The 17,170-nt window shown below is 50.0% G+C and carries 13 protein-coding genes; 8 read left to right on the top strand and 5 right to left on the bottom strand.

All coding sequences use genetic code 11. The annotated features are described in order from the left end of the window. Window positions 1–2: 2 nt before the first annotated feature. From ACE5KN_RS12565 to ACE5KN_RS12580, 4 genes are all read left to right on the top strand, one after another. Window positions 3–1,316: a hypothetical protein gene (locus ACE5KN_RS12565; RefSeq protein ID WP_375523729.1), complete on the top strand. Its 1,314-nt coding sequence runs from the start codon at window positions 3–5 to the stop codon at window positions 1,314–1,316. Beyond that, complete coding sequence (locus tag ACE5KN_RS12570; RefSeq protein WP_375523730.1) at window positions 1,309–2,007, top strand: response regulator transcription factor; 699 nt, start codon at window positions 1,309–1,311, stop codon at window positions 2,005–2,007. Before ACE5KN_RS12565 ends, ACE5KN_RS12570 begins: the two co-directional genes overlap by 8 nt. After that, window positions 2,004–3,443 carry a sensor histidine kinase gene (locus ACE5KN_RS12575; RefSeq protein ID WP_375523731.1) on the top strand — a complete coding sequence of 480 codons (1,440 nt, stop codon included), beginning with the start codon at window positions 2,004–2,006 and terminating at the stop codon, window positions 3,441–3,443. Before ACE5KN_RS12570 ends, ACE5KN_RS12575 begins: the two co-directional genes overlap by 4 nt. Before the next feature lie 141 nt (window positions 3,444–3,584). Beyond that, entirely contained in the window at window positions 3,585–4,694 is a 1,110-nt protein-coding gene (locus ACE5KN_RS12580; protein WP_375523732.1) for a GNAT family N-acetyltransferase, read from the top strand. Window positions 4,695–4,756: 62 nt separating this feature from the next. On the opposite strand, the gene ACE5KN_RS12585 is transcribed toward ACE5KN_RS12580, so the two are convergent. Continuing rightward, a complete protein-coding gene (locus ACE5KN_RS12585) occupies window positions 4,757–5,977 on the bottom strand; it encodes a glucose-1-phosphate adenylyltransferase (protein WP_375523733.1) in 1,221 nt (406 codons plus the stop codon). 307 nt (window positions 5,978–6,284) lie between these two features. On the opposite strand from ACE5KN_RS12585, the gene glgB reads away from it, so the two are divergent. Together glgB and glgA are read left to right on the top strand one after the other, a co-directional pair. Further along, the gene (gene glgB / locus ACE5KN_RS12590; protein ID WP_375523764.1) at window positions 6,285–8,117 is read left to right on the top strand and encodes a 1,4-alpha-glucan branching protein GlgB; all 1,833 of its coding nucleotides are present in this window, start codon (window positions 6,285–6,287) and stop codon (window positions 8,115–8,117) included. Next, window positions 8,114–9,619 carry a glycogen synthase GlgA gene (gene glgA, locus ACE5KN_RS12595; RefSeq protein WP_375523734.1) on the top strand — a complete coding sequence of 502 codons (1,506 nt, stop codon included), beginning with the start codon at window positions 8,114–8,116 and terminating at the stop codon, window positions 9,617–9,619. The genes glgB and glgA overlap by 4 nt, the downstream gene beginning before the upstream one ends. Window positions 9,620–9,712: 93 nt before the next feature. Here the strand turns inward: glgA and ACE5KN_RS12600 are convergent, their stop codons facing one another. Together ACE5KN_RS12600 and ACE5KN_RS12605 are read right to left on the bottom strand one after the other, a co-directional pair. Continuing rightward, on the bottom strand, window positions 9,713–10,747 hold the full coding sequence (locus ACE5KN_RS12600; protein ID WP_375523735.1) for a UCP032817 domain-containing protein: 1,035 nt from the start codon (window positions 10,745–10,747) through the stop codon (window positions 9,713–9,715). 15 nt (window positions 10,748–10,762) lie between these two features. Further along, a complete protein-coding gene (locus tag ACE5KN_RS12605) occupies window positions 10,763–11,938 on the bottom strand; it encodes a M20 family metallopeptidase (RefSeq protein ID WP_375523765.1) in 1,176 nt (391 codons plus the stop codon). Window positions 11,939–12,114: 176 nt separating this feature from the next. On the opposite strand from ACE5KN_RS12605, the gene ACE5KN_RS12610 reads away from it, so the two are divergent. Continuing rightward, the gene (locus ACE5KN_RS12610; protein WP_375523766.1) at window positions 12,115–13,536 is read left to right on the top strand and encodes an ABC transporter substrate-binding protein/permease; all 1,422 of its coding nucleotides are present in this window, start codon (window positions 12,115–12,117) and stop codon (window positions 13,534–13,536) included. After that, window positions 13,523–14,245, top strand: coding sequence for an amino acid ABC transporter ATP-binding protein (locus tag ACE5KN_RS12615; protein WP_375523736.1), 723 nt, complete (start codon window positions 13,523–13,525; stop codon window positions 14,243–14,245). The genes ACE5KN_RS12610 and ACE5KN_RS12615 overlap by 14 nt, the downstream gene beginning before the upstream one ends. Before the next feature lie 88 nt (window positions 14,246–14,333). Here ACE5KN_RS12615 and ACE5KN_RS12620 read toward each other — a convergent pair whose 3' ends face one another. Both ACE5KN_RS12620 and ACE5KN_RS12625 read right to left on the bottom strand, forming a co-directional pair. Next, entirely contained in the window at window positions 14,334–15,389 is a 1,056-nt protein-coding gene (locus ACE5KN_RS12620; RefSeq protein WP_375523737.1) for an aldo/keto reductase, read from the bottom strand. Between the two features lie 100 nt (window positions 15,390–15,489). Continuing rightward, window positions 15,490–16,413, bottom strand: a complete 924-nt coding sequence (locus tag ACE5KN_RS12625; RefSeq protein ID WP_375523738.1) for an AraC family transcriptional regulator — start codon at window positions 16,411–16,413, stop codon at window positions 15,490–15,492. Between the last annotated feature and the right edge of the window lie 757 nt (window positions 16,414–17,170).

A 17,170-nucleotide genomic window follows, 5' to 3' on the forward strand; every position in this document is an offset into this window, starting at 1 on the left:
GCATGTTAACAAGACTGCGTGTTCTGGGCTTCGTCGGGCTTCTGCTGGCTGCTGTTTTTGTGCTGGCAGGCTGCGGCATCGGCAACGAAACGGACCCGGTCTCCTTAATGAGAGAGCCGCTGATGCCGGACGGCAACCAGAAGCTGCATAGTGTGATCACCTCACAGCTTGCCGGAAATCAGATTGTCAGTCCGCGTGATCCGGAGGATACAAGCTCCATTCGTGTAGGGGATTTAAATAACGACGGGATAGAGGAAGCCGTCTTGTTTTACGAAACACCTGAGGATGAAAATGTGCGCATTCACGGCATGCTGCTGGAGAAGCAGAACGGCACTTGGGTGAAGAAGCTGACGTTCAACGGGGCGGGCCTTGTGCTGGAATCGTTCAAGCTCGTGGATGTGACGAATGATGGATCGATCGACATTGTAGCCGGCTTCTCACGCGGCGAAGAGGATTCAGAGAACACCCTGATGGTCTATTCCTATACGGGCAGCTCATTGGAAATTGTCTGGCAGATGCCCTATTCCCATTTTGTGGTGGACGATAACAGGCAAAAACCGATGGATATGAATGGCGACAAGGTCACGGATATTACCATTATTTCTTTTTTGCGCAATGAGTATTTTACGGTCACAACCTATCAGTATAACAACGGCTTCCGGGAAATCGGACGGCTTGATCTGGAGAGTCAGATATCAAATGTATATAATGTAGCGGCAGGCCAGGTGGCCAAGAACACGACCGGACTCATTATCGATACAATGATCACCCAGACCGCGTCGGTGTCCAATATTATTGTCATGAAGGGTGGCAGGATGCAGCGGCTTGATCTGGTGGATCATACGTACAGGGATGCCGTTATTCTAAGTGAAGATGTGGACAAGGACGGAATTCTCGAATTCGGGCTGCTTGAACGGCCGGCGGGCTGGGAGAATGCCGATCCGACGGAGGTGCCTTTCTTGGTTTCCTTCTATCAGTGGGACGGTGAACAGGGCACGATCTTCAAGGTGCAGCAGTATCGTGACAACCAGAATCTGTTTATTCTGAATATCCCCAAAGATCTGCACGGCAAAGTAACCATTGACCGCAATTCGGACAAAAACCGTTATTTGCGCTTCGTAAGGATTGAAAATAACGAAGTGCTTGCGGAAATCAAGTTTTTCCCGCTTTCACAATGGGACAATGTCAGCGGAGGCTGGGAAGAGCTGGTGCGAACAAGCGGCCAGGTAGTCGGTATTAAAGAGTCGGGAGCATTTAAACGCAAGGTGGGAAATATGTTAAATACAGCGGTGGAAAGGGAGGAGAGCAGTGAGTAAAGTTTTGATTCTTGAGGATGAAGAATCTATTCGCAGTTTTATCGTCATTAACTTGAAGCGCAACGGATTTGAAGTGTTGGAAGCAGGAGATGGGCACGAGGCTCTCAATCTGCTGAATTCGGTGCCGGATATTGATATTGCACTGCTGGACGTGATGGTGCCCGGCATTGACGGCTTTGAGGTATGCCGCAGGGTACGTGAAACCAATGAACGGATCGGCATTATCTTTCTCACAGCCAAGGTTCAGGAGCAGGATAAGGTGTATGCTCTCTCTGTAGGGGCTGACGACCATGTCAGCAAGCCGTTCAGTCCGACGGAGCTGATCGCCCGCATCCATTCGCTGTTAAGACGGGTCAATGTGCACCGTGAGACGGCTGCCAAGGTGTCGTTCCATTCCGGCCCGTTTACGCTCGATCTGATTTCCAAGCAGTTCAAAAAGAACGGTCAGCCGATCGAGCTGACACCGACCGAGTTTTCGCTGATCCAGTTTTTCCTGGAAAAAGAAAACACGCCGCTCAGCAGGGATGTATTGCTTGACCACGTCTGGGGCAAGGAATATATGGGGGACCCGAAAATTGTGGACGTGAATATCCGGCGTCTCCGCCAGAAGATTGAGACTAATCCGTCAGAGCCCGCCTATTTGCAAACTGTGTGGGGTCACGGATATAAATGGAAAGGTCAGGGTCAATGATTAAGAAAGGGATCCGCAGGCAGATTGTCCTGCATTACTTCTTTGTGGTGTTTCTGGCTCTGCTGCTGGCGGAGGTCATTTTCTTATTTGCGATCAGAACCTATTATTACGATACCATCTACCGGCACATCGAGCTGCATGCCGATTATGTGGCAGATCTCTCCCAGCCTTTACGCATGCCGGGACAATCGCTGAACGCGAATTTGATCAATAACTTCAAAATAGAAAAAACGCTTCTGGAAGTGCTTGATGAACAGGGAAATGTCATTATCAATTCCACCGGCTTTGAATCTGACCGGAAAATTCAGACCAGCGACGTTGCCCAGGCCTTAGCCGGAGGAGATGGACGTTGGGTGGGCAAGCAACCGGAAACCGGCCAGCAGGTGATGGCTGTATCCAAAAAGCTGTCAGGCATCGGCGGAGATAACGTCTATATTCTGCGTTACGTAACCTCGCTTGATGTGGTGAACGACAGAATCTTTTATATTACGCTGCTGTCCATCAGTGTGGGAGCGGCTGTGTTAACAATCGTCCTCATTTTCAGTGTCGGTCTGGCCAATTCCATTGTAAGGCCGCTTAATGAGATTACCGAAGTGTCGGCCCAGATGGCCGAAGGAAAATTTGACGCCCGGATCAGAGGCAATTATCAGCATGAGCTTGGCGAGCTTGCAGCCACCCTGAACTATATGGCACAGGAGGTTGTGCATACCAATCAGGTGAAGGATGATTTTATTTCCTCCATTTCCCACGAGCTCCGCACCCCTTTGACCAGCATTAAAGGCTGGAGCGAGACACTGAATTCGGGAGGCTATGATCCGGAGGAGACGAAGATCGGGATGCAGATTATATCCAGGGAGACAGACCGGCTGATTGGGCTTGTGGAAGAAATCCTCGATTTCTCCAAGCTGCAGAGCAATGAGATGAAGCTGGTAATGGGAACCGTTGACCTGCGGGAGCTGCTGCAGGAGATCATGCTGAATGTGTGGGCCAAAGCGGAGCTGAAGAAGATCAAACTCAATCTTGATGCTGAGGAACAGCCTTATCTCGTGCACGGGGACGGCAACCGGCTCAAACAGGTATTTCTCAATATTGTGGACAATGCGATTAAGTTCTCGCATGAGAACTCCTATATTTTTATCAGCTTAAGAAAAGCAGATCAGCAAATCGCCGTATCCGTTCAGGATACGGGAATTGGAATCAGTGAGGAGAACCTGCAAAAGGTGAGAGACCGTTTCTTCCAGGTTGATCATCAGAACGGGGGAACGGGTTTGGGACTGACCATTTCCCAGCAGTTTGTCGAACGCCATGGCGGGGAAATGGCGATGGATAGCGTGCTTGGGCAAGGCACCACCGTTACGGTTAAGCTTCCCGCTCTGGAAGAACAGAGCGCTCCGGTAGAGTTGGTTGAAGCTGAAACCACTGAGCAATCGCATTGAGCATCATTCAGGGCGCTGCCATTAGGCAGCGTCCTTTTTAAATGCTCGATCCAAGCTGAAGCTGGAAAGCTACTGTCTGCACGACTTTCCGTTTTTTTGGTATGATAATCATCAATATACATAAGGAAGCGGGGACTCATAATGAATGATGGCAAAATTATAGATACTGTATCTACGAACCTGGGCTTATTGCAAATCACGGAGGCGGCCTCGTCGCAAACCGGCGTCGTCGCGGAATTGCTGCAGGAAGCGGCAGGCTGGCTGTCAGAGCAGCAAATCAAGCAATGGGACCGTTCCCTGTTTACCGAGCAGCGGGTTGCCGAATATTTTGCGGACCGAAAGGTATATGTCGCCTATATCAATGACGAGCCTGCCGGCATGTTTACATTGCAGGATGAGGATCCCGCTTACTGGAAGGACCGCAACGACAGCAGCTTCGGCTACCTCCATCGGCTCACTGTCCGCAGGCGCTGCAGCGGCGCGGGTATTGGAGAACATTTGCTGCGTACGGCAGAATACATTGTGGCAGAGATGGGGAAAAGAGGACTCCGTCTCGATTGCAGCTCAGACAACCCGAAGCTGAACACCGTGTACCAAAAACAAGGCTTTCGCTTCATGGGCATTTCGGATATAGGCGGGCGTTTTGTCAATCTTTATGAAAAGCAGCCACAGCAGGATACGGACAGGGATATCCGGTTCGAGTATATGCTGAACAAAGATTTGCCGCTCTTCCAGCAATGGGCTGGTACACCCGAGTTCCAGATGCAGTGGGCAGGTTCCTCCTGGGATCATCCGCTGCAGTTGGATACGCTGAACCAGTATATGGAGAATGCCAACAATCCTGCTGTCGGTGGAAAACTCGTGTACAAAGTGCTGCATGCCTTGTCCGGAGACACCATTGGCACCCTGTCCATCGGGATAGACAGGCGCAATCTGTCGGGCCGAATCGGCAAAGTTGTGATCGGTAATCCGGAATACCGGGGCAGAGGCTGCGGCCGCAGCATGATTGATGAAGCGCTCCGCATCGGCTTTGAAGGGCTGAAGCTTCACCGCATGACTTTGGGGGTGTTTGATTTTAATGAGCCGGCCATTCGGACATATGAAAACGCAGGCTTTAAGCGGGAAGGACTAATGAGAGAATGTGCCCGGATTGGCAATCGGTATTGGAGCCTCATTGAAATGGGGATTTTGCGTACCGAATGGGAGGAGAGAAGAGCTGCCCCTTACCTGAAAAAATCCTCTGATCTTTGACAGCGGCATACAGAAAAAAAGGGATATGCAAAGTTGCCAAACTTTTGCACATCCCTTTATCATTAAGAAGACAGACCTTCTGCACGCCGACGGGCGTTTTTCTCATATGCATCCTTCAGCAAGCGGGCAGCCTGAGGTCTGACGGCAGGCTTGCCGAGAACCGTTTCATACGGGCCGATAACCACAATTTCGTTGGCTGATCCCTTAATGACAGCACCATCCTTGATAACTGCGCCTTCTCCGATAATGGCCCGCTCAATGACGACATTGCGGCCGATTTTCACGTTTGGCATGACGACGCTGTCTACAATCCGGGTCGATTTCCCAACTTCTACACCGCAGAATACAACGGACCCGTTCGCGGTACCTTCCATATTGCAGCTTTCATGCACCAGGCAGTTGTTCAACTGTGGCAGTGAATTGCCGCGCGCACTCAGCTTTGGCCGCCATTCACGGGTAAACATCGGCCAGTCCTGGCGGTTTAAATCAATTTCACACTCACCCGTCAGCAGGTCCATATGGGAATCCCACAGGCTTTGCACGGTGCCTACGTCCTTCCAGTAGCCCTGAAATTCATAGACACACACCGGCTCCGCATCGGTGATCATTTTAGGAATGATATCCTTGCCAAAGTCATGGCTTGAGCTGTCGTCTGCCGCATCCATAATCAAAAGTTGTTTAAGGTAGCTCCATTTGAACAGATAAATGCCCATGGAAGCCAGGTTGCTTTCCGGCTGTTCCGGTTTCTCGGCAAAACGGGTAACATGCTTCTGCTCATCCGTGCTAAGAACTCCGAAGCGGCTGGCATCTTCCCAAGGCACCTCCATTACGGAAATGGTGGCAGCAGCTCCTCTCATTTTATGAGTTTCCAGCATTTCACGGTAATCCATATAATAAATATGATCACCGGAAAGAATGAGTACATGCTCCGGATTTTGCTGATCAATATACTCCAAATTTTTATAAATGGCATCGGCTGTTCCCAAATATTCTGAGCTGCCTGTATTATAGGAAGGAAGGAGCGTAATGCCTTTATCCGTCGCGCTGTTCAGTCCCCAAGGTTCACCCTCGCCGATATGCTGGTGAAGCGACTCCGCTTCATATTGAGTCAAAACACCGACCGTATCGATTCCAGAGTTCACGCAATTGCTGAGAGGAAAATCGATAATCCGGTAACTGCCGCCGAATGGAACGGCGGGTTTGGCTATGATTGAAGTCAGCGGTGCCAAGCGGCGTCCTTCTCCGCCAGCGAGCAACATGGCAATGCATTCTTTATTGTACATCTCGATTCCCTCCCGAAATTTTGTCAATGTAGTACATACATAAACGAAAATAGTCACTCTTGAAACGATCCAGACCTGTGAATGAATGGAAATAAGATAAATAATATTGCGGCCGCAAAATTCTTTTTCAAACTGGGAACAATGGGGTAATAACTTAGGTATAGTTTAACTATGTAAAGCAGGTGATCATTTGGAAGAGCAAGCTCAACCCATCCATTATTCAGCCAAGTTAAAGGCAGCCGGGGCGGTTTCGAGCCAGGACATTTATCTGTTCCATGAAGGAACACATTATAATGCCTATCGCTTCATGGGGGCGCAGATCACGGAAGAAAACGGCGAAAAAGGCGTCCGTTTTACCGTCTGGGCACCGAATGCACTGCATGTAGGGCTTGCAGCCAACATGAACCATTGGAACGGTCACAACCATTCCTTATATAAGATACCCGAATCGGGATTGTGGAGCCGCTTTTTTGCGGGGATCCAGGAGGGAACTTTTTACAAATATGATATTACAAGTTCTAACGGCGAACGCTTCCTGAAAGCTGATCCCTTCGCGGTGAGAGCTGAGCTGAGACCTGCTACAGCTTCCATCGTGGCAAGGCTGGACGGGTATACATGGTCGGACTCGGCATGGCGCCGCAAAAAGCGCGAGCCATACGGCAAGCCTGTGAACATCTACGAAATTCACCTGGGTACATGGCGGCAAAAAGAAGACGGAAGCTTCTATACATACAGGGAAATCGCAGATATGCTGGTACCTTATATTCAGGAAATGGGGTATACACATATTGAAATTATGCCCCTAAGCGAACATCCTTATGACCTTTCCTGGGGATATCAGCTGACAGGTTATTTTGCGCTGACAAGCAGATACGGATGCCCCCAGGATTTCATGTATTTTGTGGATCAATGCCATCAGGCCGGAATTGGCGTTATTCTGGATTGGGTTCCAGCCCATTTTGCGAAGGATGCACACGGACTTCGATTGTTTGACGGATCACCTCTTTTCGAGTATGCCGACCCTTTAACGGCCGAGAAGCCGGGATGGGGGACACTTACCTTTGATTTTGGCAAACCGGAAGTTCGTTCTTTCCTGATTTCCAATGCGCTCTTTTGGATGGACGTTTACCATATCGACGGCCTGCGGGTTGATGCGGTGACCAGCATGCTGCGTTTGGACTTCGAAAAGGAAGAGGGACGATTCAGCCGCAATGCCAGAGGGGGAATTGAGAATGAGGAAGCGGCAGCTTTTTTGCAGCAGTTGAATGAGACGGTATTCAACTATTATCCCTATGCTCTGATGATGGCCGAGGAATCGAGCGCATGGCCGGGCGTTACCCGGGCAACGAGTGAAGGGGGCCTGGGGTTTAACTATAAATGGAATATGGGGTGGATGAATGATACGCTGAAGTACATGGAAACGGGTTTTTCGGAACGGCCCAAGCGGCATAATCTGCTTACATTTCCTATATGTTATGCTTACTCCGAAAACTTTACGCTCCCTTTATCACATGATGAGGTTGTACATGGCAAAAAATCTTTATTGGATAAAATGCCTGGCAGTTATGAGCAGAAATTTGCCGGATTAAGGGTGCTGCTCGGTTATCAGATGACATCACCGGGCAAAAAGCTGCTTTTTATGGGCGGTGAATTCGGCCAGTTTATTGAGTGGAAGGATCAGGAGGCCTTGGACTGGTTTCTGCTTGATTATGACAGCCACCGCAAGCTGCACAGCTATACGGCCGCTTTGAATCATTTGTATCTGCAGGAAAAAGCGCTCTGGGAGCAGGATCACACGTGGGATGGCTATCAATGGATCAGCCCGGACGATCACATACAGAGTGTCATCAGCTTCGTGCGCAAAGGCAAAAAAGGAGGGGCTTTGATCGTTTTGATCAATTTTCAGCCCGTGGAGCGCACACAGTACCGGATCGGGGTGGAACGCCCGGGCAGCTATGCGGAAATTTTTAATAGCGACCGTGAGGAGTTCGGAGGAAGCGGCTTAGTTCATACGGAAATATTGCGCACGGTCAAGGTGCCCTGGCATGGGCAGAAGCAAAGCCTTGAATTGACGCTTCCGCCGCTTGGCATGGTTATACTGAAAAAGACAGTCAAACCGAGAAGGAGGAAACTGTTATGAATATTTTGTTTGCCGCCGCTGAAGTGCATCCTTTTATTAAAACCGGAGGATTGGCTGACGTCCTGGGAGCTCTGCCGAAGGCGCTGCTAAAGACAGGCAGCGATGTTCGCGTCATTTTGCCGAAATATGCGGGTATTGCGGAACAGTACAAAAGAAGCATGAAACCTGTCATGGAGAAGCGTGTGCAAATCGGCTGGAGGAATCAATTTTGCGGTATTGAGCAGCTGACATTGGACGGGGTTAAATTCTATTTTGTGGATAATGAATACTATTTCGGCAGGGAAGGCATTTATGGATACATGGATGATGGGGAACGTTTTTCTTTCCTGAACAGGGCCGTATTGGAGGTGCTACCGGAGCTGGACTTCAAGCCGGATATTCTGCACTGCCATGACTGGCATACGGCGATGATTCCTTTGCTGCTGCGCGACCAATACAGCCACCAGGAATTTTATCAAGGAATCAAAACGGTGTTTACCATACATAATTTGCTGTATCAAGGGGACTTTCCATATGAAGTGCTGACGGATCTGCTCGGCCTGGACAGCGGGTACTTTCATGTCGAAGGTGTAGAGCATTACGGGAGGGTCAATTTCATGAAAGCAGGCCTCGTATATTCCGATCATGTGACGACTGTCAGTCCGACGTACGCCACGGAGATTCAGACGGAATATTACGGATACGGGCTGGACGGCCTGCTGCGCAAACTTGGGCATGAAGGGCGACTGAGCGGCATCGTGAACGGTATCGATGTGAAGAGCTATAATCCGGCGGCCGACCCGCACATTTATGTCAAGTACCGGAGCAGCCTTGCCAAGAAACGGGAAAATAAAATCGGACTGCAGCAGGAATTAGGTCTACCCGTGCGGCCGGATGTTCCGCTGATCGCAATGGTTACCCGGCTGGTCAGCATGAAGGGATTGGATCTGGTTACCCGGGTGCTGGATGAGATGATGTATTATGACGATTTCCAGTTCGTTGTTCTCGGCACGGGTGATCCCTCCTATGAGCGCTGGTTTGACGCAACAGCCGGGCGGTATCCGCTGAAAATGTCCGCACAGATCCGATTCAGCGAGGAGCTTTCCCGTAAGATCTACGCGGCCAGCGATATGTATCTGATGCCTTCTCGCTTTGAACCGTGCGGCATCAGCCAGCTGCTGGCGCTTCGTTACGGAAGCATCCCGATCGTGCGTGAAACAGGCGGGCTGAAGGATACAGTCCATGCTTATAATGAGTTTACGGGGGAAGGAAACGGCTTCAGCTTCGAGCATTACAACGCGCATGATATGATGCATACGATGCGCAGAGCCATGGCATTGTTCCGTCAGCCGGAGCATTGGCAGCGGATCGTGCAGTCTGCATTCAAGGGGGACTATAGCTGGAATGTATCCGCAGAAGCCTATATGGAGATTTACCATAACCTTATAGGCTATCCGGTCAAGACCGCTTTTGTGGCTGCGGTGGACATCCCGGATGATGGTGATCAGGACGCGGGTGTGTGAAAAAAGCAAAAAGAGGGCGTATCCCCTGCAGCTAAGCAGTGCGGGAATACGCCCTGGCAATCTCACCTCTATTGCCGCGATCAACGTACTAGCCTATTCGCCCCCGCCACCGCAGCCGCTGCTGCAGGACGAACTGCTGCATGAAGAGCTGCTGCAGGACGAGCCCCCGGAGTCATGACCACCCGAAGTATGATGGTGGGAGGAAGAAGAGTCATGATCACGGTTGTCTGAAGATCCGCAGCCGCTTGCGGAGGAGCAGCCGGAGCCTGATGAATGGGCACGTGCCTTCTCTACTTCCGGATGGACCATCTGCTCCTCGAACCCCAGCGGTTCATTCATGGAGAACCAGACGGCGCTGAAGAGCAGGGCTTCCGGGTGCGAGTAATTGACCGGGATCAGATCATCTTTGTTGCCCCGCCTTGCGGTGTGCACATGTGACCGCAATCTTTTCAGCAGCCAGTTCACCGCTTCCCGGATTTCGGGCTGGTTGCGGTATCCGTACATGTTCCAGCGGGAAGTCTGCTGCAGGTCGGCAGACCTGTTTGCATACATTTCCAGCTCCTCTTTCGGCAGCGGTTCAGTAAAGAATCGTCCCCATAAATCTGCACTGTATTTATTCCATCCGAAGCTTTGGACGTAAACGGCATCAAACCAGGCTCTTTCCTTCGGCATCGGCTGGGAGCCGGCATGAGGGGCATGATGCAGCATACGTCCGTAAAAATGTCTGCTGAACTGCTCATATTCTCTCGTGAACATGAGCATTTGGTGCCAGACTTCGTCTAAGCGGGAGCTGAACATGGGAACACGGTCCAGCAGGGCACAGAGAATAAAGTAGCGCTTCAGCTCATGCCAGCGCCAGGCGTATTCCTGCTCGCTTATATCCGGGTTCTCCAGCAGGGTCCGGCTGCGGACCGCCTCGGCGTAAGAATCCGGCAGGCTGCGCTCCAGTTTTAACCACAAATCGGTGATGGCTTCGCTATTACCAGTGCCAGCAGATGCGGGAGCAGGGGCCTGGGCATAAAATAATCTTCTTCGTTTGGCCGCTCTTTCGCCTCTGCCGCGTCTTCTGAATTGCTGTATGATGATAAGGATAAGTACGGCAACCGCAATACCAAGCACAATCGTCATTCGTGTTCCTCCCGGTTATAGGCTGGCCTTCGCATTAAATTCCTGTTTGATTTGCGTTAGCAGCGCCTCATCAGTGATGATGTCAAACGCCGTACAGGCGAGGGTACGGGCAGCCAGGAGCATACCTTCAAGCGCTCTATCCTTCATGGCAAGGTCCCGGAATTCAGGCGTGTGCAGGGCGTGGTGCTCGTCAATCACCTGAACGTAAGGGTGAATGGCCGGACAGCGCAAGGACACATTGCCCAAATCCATGGAACCATGATCCCCGCCGCTGTGAATCAGAGCAGGCTCAATCCCTTCACCTTCCAGGTTGGCGGTAAAGACCTTCGATAAAGACTCGTTGGTAACCATCTCATCATAGGAGGTTTCATAGTTGGACACTTCCAGCCGGCAGCCTGCCTGCAGTGCCGCACCCTCCGCAATCTGTATGACACGTTTGGTCAGCACATTCAATTCTTTGCGTGTGGCTGCCCGTACATAAAATTGAGCGGAAGCATAATCCGGAATAATATTGGCGGCCTGCCCGCCCTGATTGATTATCCCGTGAATGCGGACATCGCTCTTAACCTGCTGCCGGAACGCGTTGATGCCATTGAAGGTCTGGATGACGGCATCCAGGGCGTTAATGCCTTCATGAGGGCTTGCCGCTGCGTGAGCCGCTTTTCCGAAAAATTCAAACTGCACCGCATCCAGCGCCAGAGAGCGTCCTGATGTTTCGTATTGATAGAGCGGATGCACCATCATGGCGGCATCGCAATCATCGAACAAACCAGCCGCCGCCATTGGCACTTTTGCCCCCCGCGTTTCTTCCGCAGGTGTGCCGTACACGCGAATTTCCCCGCCGATTTCATCAATAACCGATTTTAGTCCGACAGCCGCCCCGACACTCATCATGCAAATGAGATGATGACCGCACGCATGCCCGAGACCTGCCAGCGCATCATATTCAGCCAGGAAGGCGATCACAGGGCCCGCTTTGGCTGATTTGTAGGTTCCGATAAAAGCTGTCTCTATTCCCAGGACGGGAGCCTGCACCTCGAAGCCATGAAAAAGAAGCTCTTCCTTCAACCTGGCGGATGCAAGAAATTCTTCATTTCCCAGCTCCGGATTGGCGCCGATGTACAATGAAATGTCTTTAAAACGGGCAGAATAGCCGTTAATGGTCGTGCGAATGATTTGCTTCATCATGATCTCTCCAGACTACTTTGGTATAAATGTGAAAAGAGTTGAAAAAGTTACAAAAAGTTCATTGTTACATACATTGCATAATCATGCATTGTACTTTATAATGACACAGTTATGTTAATTATACAACGAAAACAAGGGGAGACAAAAGGTTGAATAAGCTACAACGTTATGCGGCCATTATGTTGGCTGGCATTATTTTTTTGTTGGCAGCATTGCCGGTGAATGCGGAAGGGGCGGATAATGGCAAGCTAGTGCTTGGGACAAGCGCCGATTTTTCGCCATATGAATTTCACAAAACGATCGATGGCCAGGATACCATCGTCGGTTTTGATATTGAAATTGCGAAGGAAATTGCAAAGGATCTGAACAAGCAGCTTGTCATTGAGGATATGGGCTTTGATGCTCTGCTCCCGGCTCTGCAAAGCGGCAGGGTGGACATGGTCATCTCCGGGATGACGCCTACCGAGGAACGGAGAAGAAGCATCGACTTCTCGGACAATTATTATCAATCCAAGCAGGTTGTGATGGTCAGGGCAGCCGACAAGGGCAAGTTTCCGACGATGGACAGCCTTCGTGGAGCTTCCATCGGCGTACAGAAAGGCTCCATTCAGGAAGAGATCGGTCAGGGAATCCCGGATGCCAAGCTGACCTCGCTGGACAAAATCTCGGATATCATTCTCCAGCTCCGCACGAACCGGATTGATGCCGCCATCATGGAAGACACGGTAGCTGCAGGTTATCTGGGAGACGAGCTTGTGCTGGCTGACGCCGTTCCGGACACAACCCCCGTTCAGGCGGCCATCGGTATCCAAAAGGGAAATACGGAGCTGCTGCAATCGGTAAATGAAACGCTGACCCGCTTGAAAAACAACGGGGATATCGAGCGCATGGTGACGGAAGCCAGCCAGCTCGCAGCAGGCACGAAGAATGACAAGTCACTGAATATATGGAATGTATTCTGGGAATACCGCCATTACTATGCCACCGGAGTGGGGTATACCTTGCTTCTGTCGGCGCTTGGCGTACTGTTCGGTTTTATCATCGGCCTGTTCATCTGTCTGATCCGGATGTCTGGCGTAGGCATTATTCAATGGCTCGGTACAGCCTATGTTGAGCTGCTGCGGGGCACGCCGATGCTTGTACAGCTCATGATCATCCATTACGGGCTGGCGCTGACATTTGGCATTAACTTTACGCCGCTTGAATCGGGGATCATTACGCTGTCCATCAACAGCTCCGCTTATCTGGCCGAGATTTTCCGGGCAGGCATTCAGGGCGTTGACCGTGGGCAGATGGAAGCGGCCCGTTCGCTCGGGATGAACCGCAGCAAAGCGATGCGCCATATTATTCTGCCGCAAGCCTTCAAAGCGGTGCTGCCGGCGATCGGCAACGAATTTGTTACCATTATTAAAGAATCATCCATCATTTCCGTCATCGGCATGGTCGACATTATGTATCAGGCTTCTGTTGTCAAGAACATCACTTATCAGGGCTTGAGTCCGTTCCTGATCGCGGCTGCCATTTACTTTGTCATGACTTTTGTATTGTCCAAGCTGTTGGGCCTATGGGAAAGGAAGTTGAGAGCAAGTGATATCCGTTAAAAATCTGCAAAAATCGTTCGGAAAGCTTGAAATCCTGAAGGGGATCGATATCGAGATCGGCAAAGGGGAAGTTGTCGTCGTGATCGGTCCCAGCGGGTCGGGGAAAAGCACCTTTCTGCGCTGCCTGAATCTGCTGGAGCAGCCGACAGGCGGGGAAATATTGTTCGAGGGCGAGCTGATCACCGCACCGAAGCATAATATCAATGCAACACGCGAAAAAATGGGTATGGTGTTTCAGCATTTCAACCTGTTTCCGCACAAAACGGTCATGGAGAATCTGACCATTGCGCCGATTCAGGTACGGGGCATGAACAAGCGTGACGCCGAAAAGATTGCTGAGGAGCTGCTGGCCACCGTCGGCCTTTCCGATAAAAGGGACGCTTACCCGAGCCAGCTGTCCGGCGGGCAAAAACAACGGATCGCCATTGCGCGGGCCTTGGCCATGCAGCCGCATGTGATGCTGTTTGACGAGCCGACATCAGCCCTGGATCCCGAAATGGTGGGTGAAGTGCTGGATGTCATGAAAAAGCTGGCCGAGGGCGGAATGACGATGGTGATTGTTACCCATGAGATGGGTTTTGCCCGCGAGGTCGGAGACCGTATCATTTTCGTCGACAATGGCAAGATCATCGAGCAGGGTACGCCTGATCAGGTATTTGGTAATCCCAGCCATGCACGCACGAAGGACTTTTTGGCCAAAGTGCTGTAACTCGTATTTAGCAGTTGATCCAAATCGGTGCCGGAATCACAGGAGCTGCATCTCGTTCTAATCGAGGTGCAGCTCCTTTTGATTCAATTCACTTGGAAGTAATCGGGATCATAATGTTGCTTCCAACGGTTGCTGCCATTTTGACAATACCTTCCGGATCGGAGTTTCTAACGTTCACATCAATACGAGGGGTGTAAGCCTCCTCCAATCTGTCAACTTCTGCATCAGTCAACTTGATCGCGAGTGCTTTAATGGCATCATCAATGTGGCTGGTTTGGATCGCTCCCACAATGGGTGCCGCCACAACTGGATTCCGGTACAACCAAGCAAGAGAGATTTCCGCACGGCTGACTCCGCGTTCCTCTGCAACTATACCAATCGCTTCCACAATTTTCTGATCAGCTGCGGCTGTCGCCGCGAAGAATTTGGCAGCGCCGGATTCAGCTTCAGTGCGCACAGTGTTTTCACCCCAAGGACGAGCCAGGAGTCCACGCGAAAGCGGGCTGTAGACAATGGTTTGAATCCCCTCGTCGGCACAGAGTGGAATCATTTCGTTTTCTTCCTCACGGGCCACCAAATTGTAATTGTGCTGCATGGATATAAAGCGTGTCCAGCCGTTCATTTTCTGGATGTGAAGAGCTTTGGCGAACTGCCAAGTCCTCATGGTTGAGGCACCCAAGTAGCGCACTTTACCCATCTTCACAAGATCGTGAAGGGCTTCCAGGGTCTCTTCCCATGGAGTAAAGGGGTCAGCGCGATGAATTTGGTAAAGATCAATGTAATCAGTTCCAAGACGTCTCAAGCTGTGATCAATTTCAGTCATAATTGTTTTCCGCGAGAGACCGAACGAGTTAGGTCCGGAACGCATGGGAGCACCAAGTTTTGTGGCAATGACGATATTCTCGCGTTTGGCGAAATCCTTGAGTGCCTTGCCGATGATTTCCTCGCTTGTCCCTTGCGAATACATATTAGCGGTGTCAAAAAAGTTGATCCCGGCCTCGATTGCGTGTTTAATGACAGAGCGGCTCTCTTCCTCGCTGATCGACCAGGAAGGGTAACCGATTGAGGGATCACCAAAGCCCATGCAACCGATGCAGATGGGTGAAATCTCAAGACCGGAATGACCAAGCTTAATATTTTGCATAGTTAAAGTTACCTCCAGCAATAGTTTTAAATACTATCCAAATTATAATTTCATTGCTGCAGCAACCGGTAATACAATCAAATCAAAAAACTGCCTAATCCTATCCATCCTCATCCGCTTTTTTGAGGCGACTCATATCCTTTTTGGGAGAAATACCGAACATCCGAGAGTATTCACGGATGAATTGCGTCGGACTTTCGTAACCAACTTGGAATGCTGTATCTGTGACATTCAATGATTCCATGATTAAAAGCCGCCGGGCCTCTTGGAGCCTCAACTGCTTCTGAAATTGAATCGGACTCATCGAGGTAATTTGCTTAAAATGCCGGTGAAACGACGGAACACTCATCTTGGCGATATCCGCTAGATCTTTAACGTGAAAAGAATCCTGAAAATGATTCAGAAGATGTTGGATTGCATTTTGTATATGAATAGCCGGAGTGCCATCCGTGACAATTTGTCTTAGTGGGCAACCATGCTCGCCGTGCAGAACTCTGTATAAAATTTCTTTTGTGAACAACGGGGCAAGTGCTGGAATGTCCGCTGGTTTATCCAGCAAACCAACCAGTCTCAGGACAGCATCCAGCATGGATACATCTAATTCGGCCACGTTCAAGCTGCGTCTTGACTTTCCTTTGGGGTTCACAGTTAGTTCGTCATCGCTTAATAGCTCTAGAATATCGCTTCGTGTAAATTCAATTTTACAGGACAAATTGGGGACTTCAGCGGAAGCTTCAAGTACCTCGGCGGTTACCGGTAAATCCATAGAGGCAACAAGGTAATGCGGAGGACCATACCTGAAACGCTCTTCACCAAATATGACATCTTTGATTCCTTGAACGACAATATAAATTGAAGGCTTGTCAATTTTATAAGGCATCTCCGTTCTTTTGGAATGATAAGGGCTGGAATGCCGGGAAAAGTAAAGGTTAGAAATTCCAGTAGACTGTTGCCCTTCTTCGAAGGTATGACGATCAACCAGCGCTGCAAGCTCTCTCTGCAAATTGTTCAATTGGACTGACACAAGATCCTCCCTAAAACATTCGAATTTAAAATTATTTGACGTTTCGGTTCTCAGAATCATGGGGCTTGAGTGTTATCGTGTACATCATTAAGCAAAAAGTGTAGATCAAAAAGTACCAGCAAGCAACTCGGAAGAAGGGGATTCGCCGCGCTCAGAGTCTAGTATTCACTGTGAGACGGGTGTCTAAAGGTATGGTGTTTGGGTGTCCGTTGCCTGATGCCTGTTGCCTCTTCATACAGCTTTGCATGATTATCCCTTTTGGTCAGAATGCGGGGGGTGAGGGAGCATAGGGAGAGGAATAAAGAGAAAAGAGATACGAAAAAAAGAGGCAGCTCAAGTGGGATGTACAGCTTGAAATAGAAACATATGTTTGGGATAACGAGTTAAAGAACGTATGTTCATATATTGTTGATTCGGGGGGAGTTCAAGCGGCAATGAGGGCCAGGGTCTTTTATTTTTTCAGGGCTTTGCTCCGCTTCCTTCTTCTCGCTCGGTCGGTTTCGCATCACCTAAACGCTCAGCTTTCTGCTAAGATCACCCCATAATCTTGAACCGATCTGCTTTCTCCTAAGATCACCTCATGATCTCGAACCGATCTGCTTCCCCATAAGGTACGATCCAAAAAATAATAGACCCATTCGATGGTCCAGAATAGCGTAACAACAGGCATTTTCGTGCCTCACTTGATCCGTTATTTTCTTTAATGTGCCTAAAGTCTATTTTCGGTTCCGGGTTTTCTTTACCTGATCCAATGGGA

It is taken from the genome of Paenibacillus terreus (assembly GCF_042138595.1).
Classification (GTDB): Bacteria; Bacillota; Bacilli; order Paenibacillales; family Paenibacillaceae; genus Paenibacillus; species Paenibacillus terreus.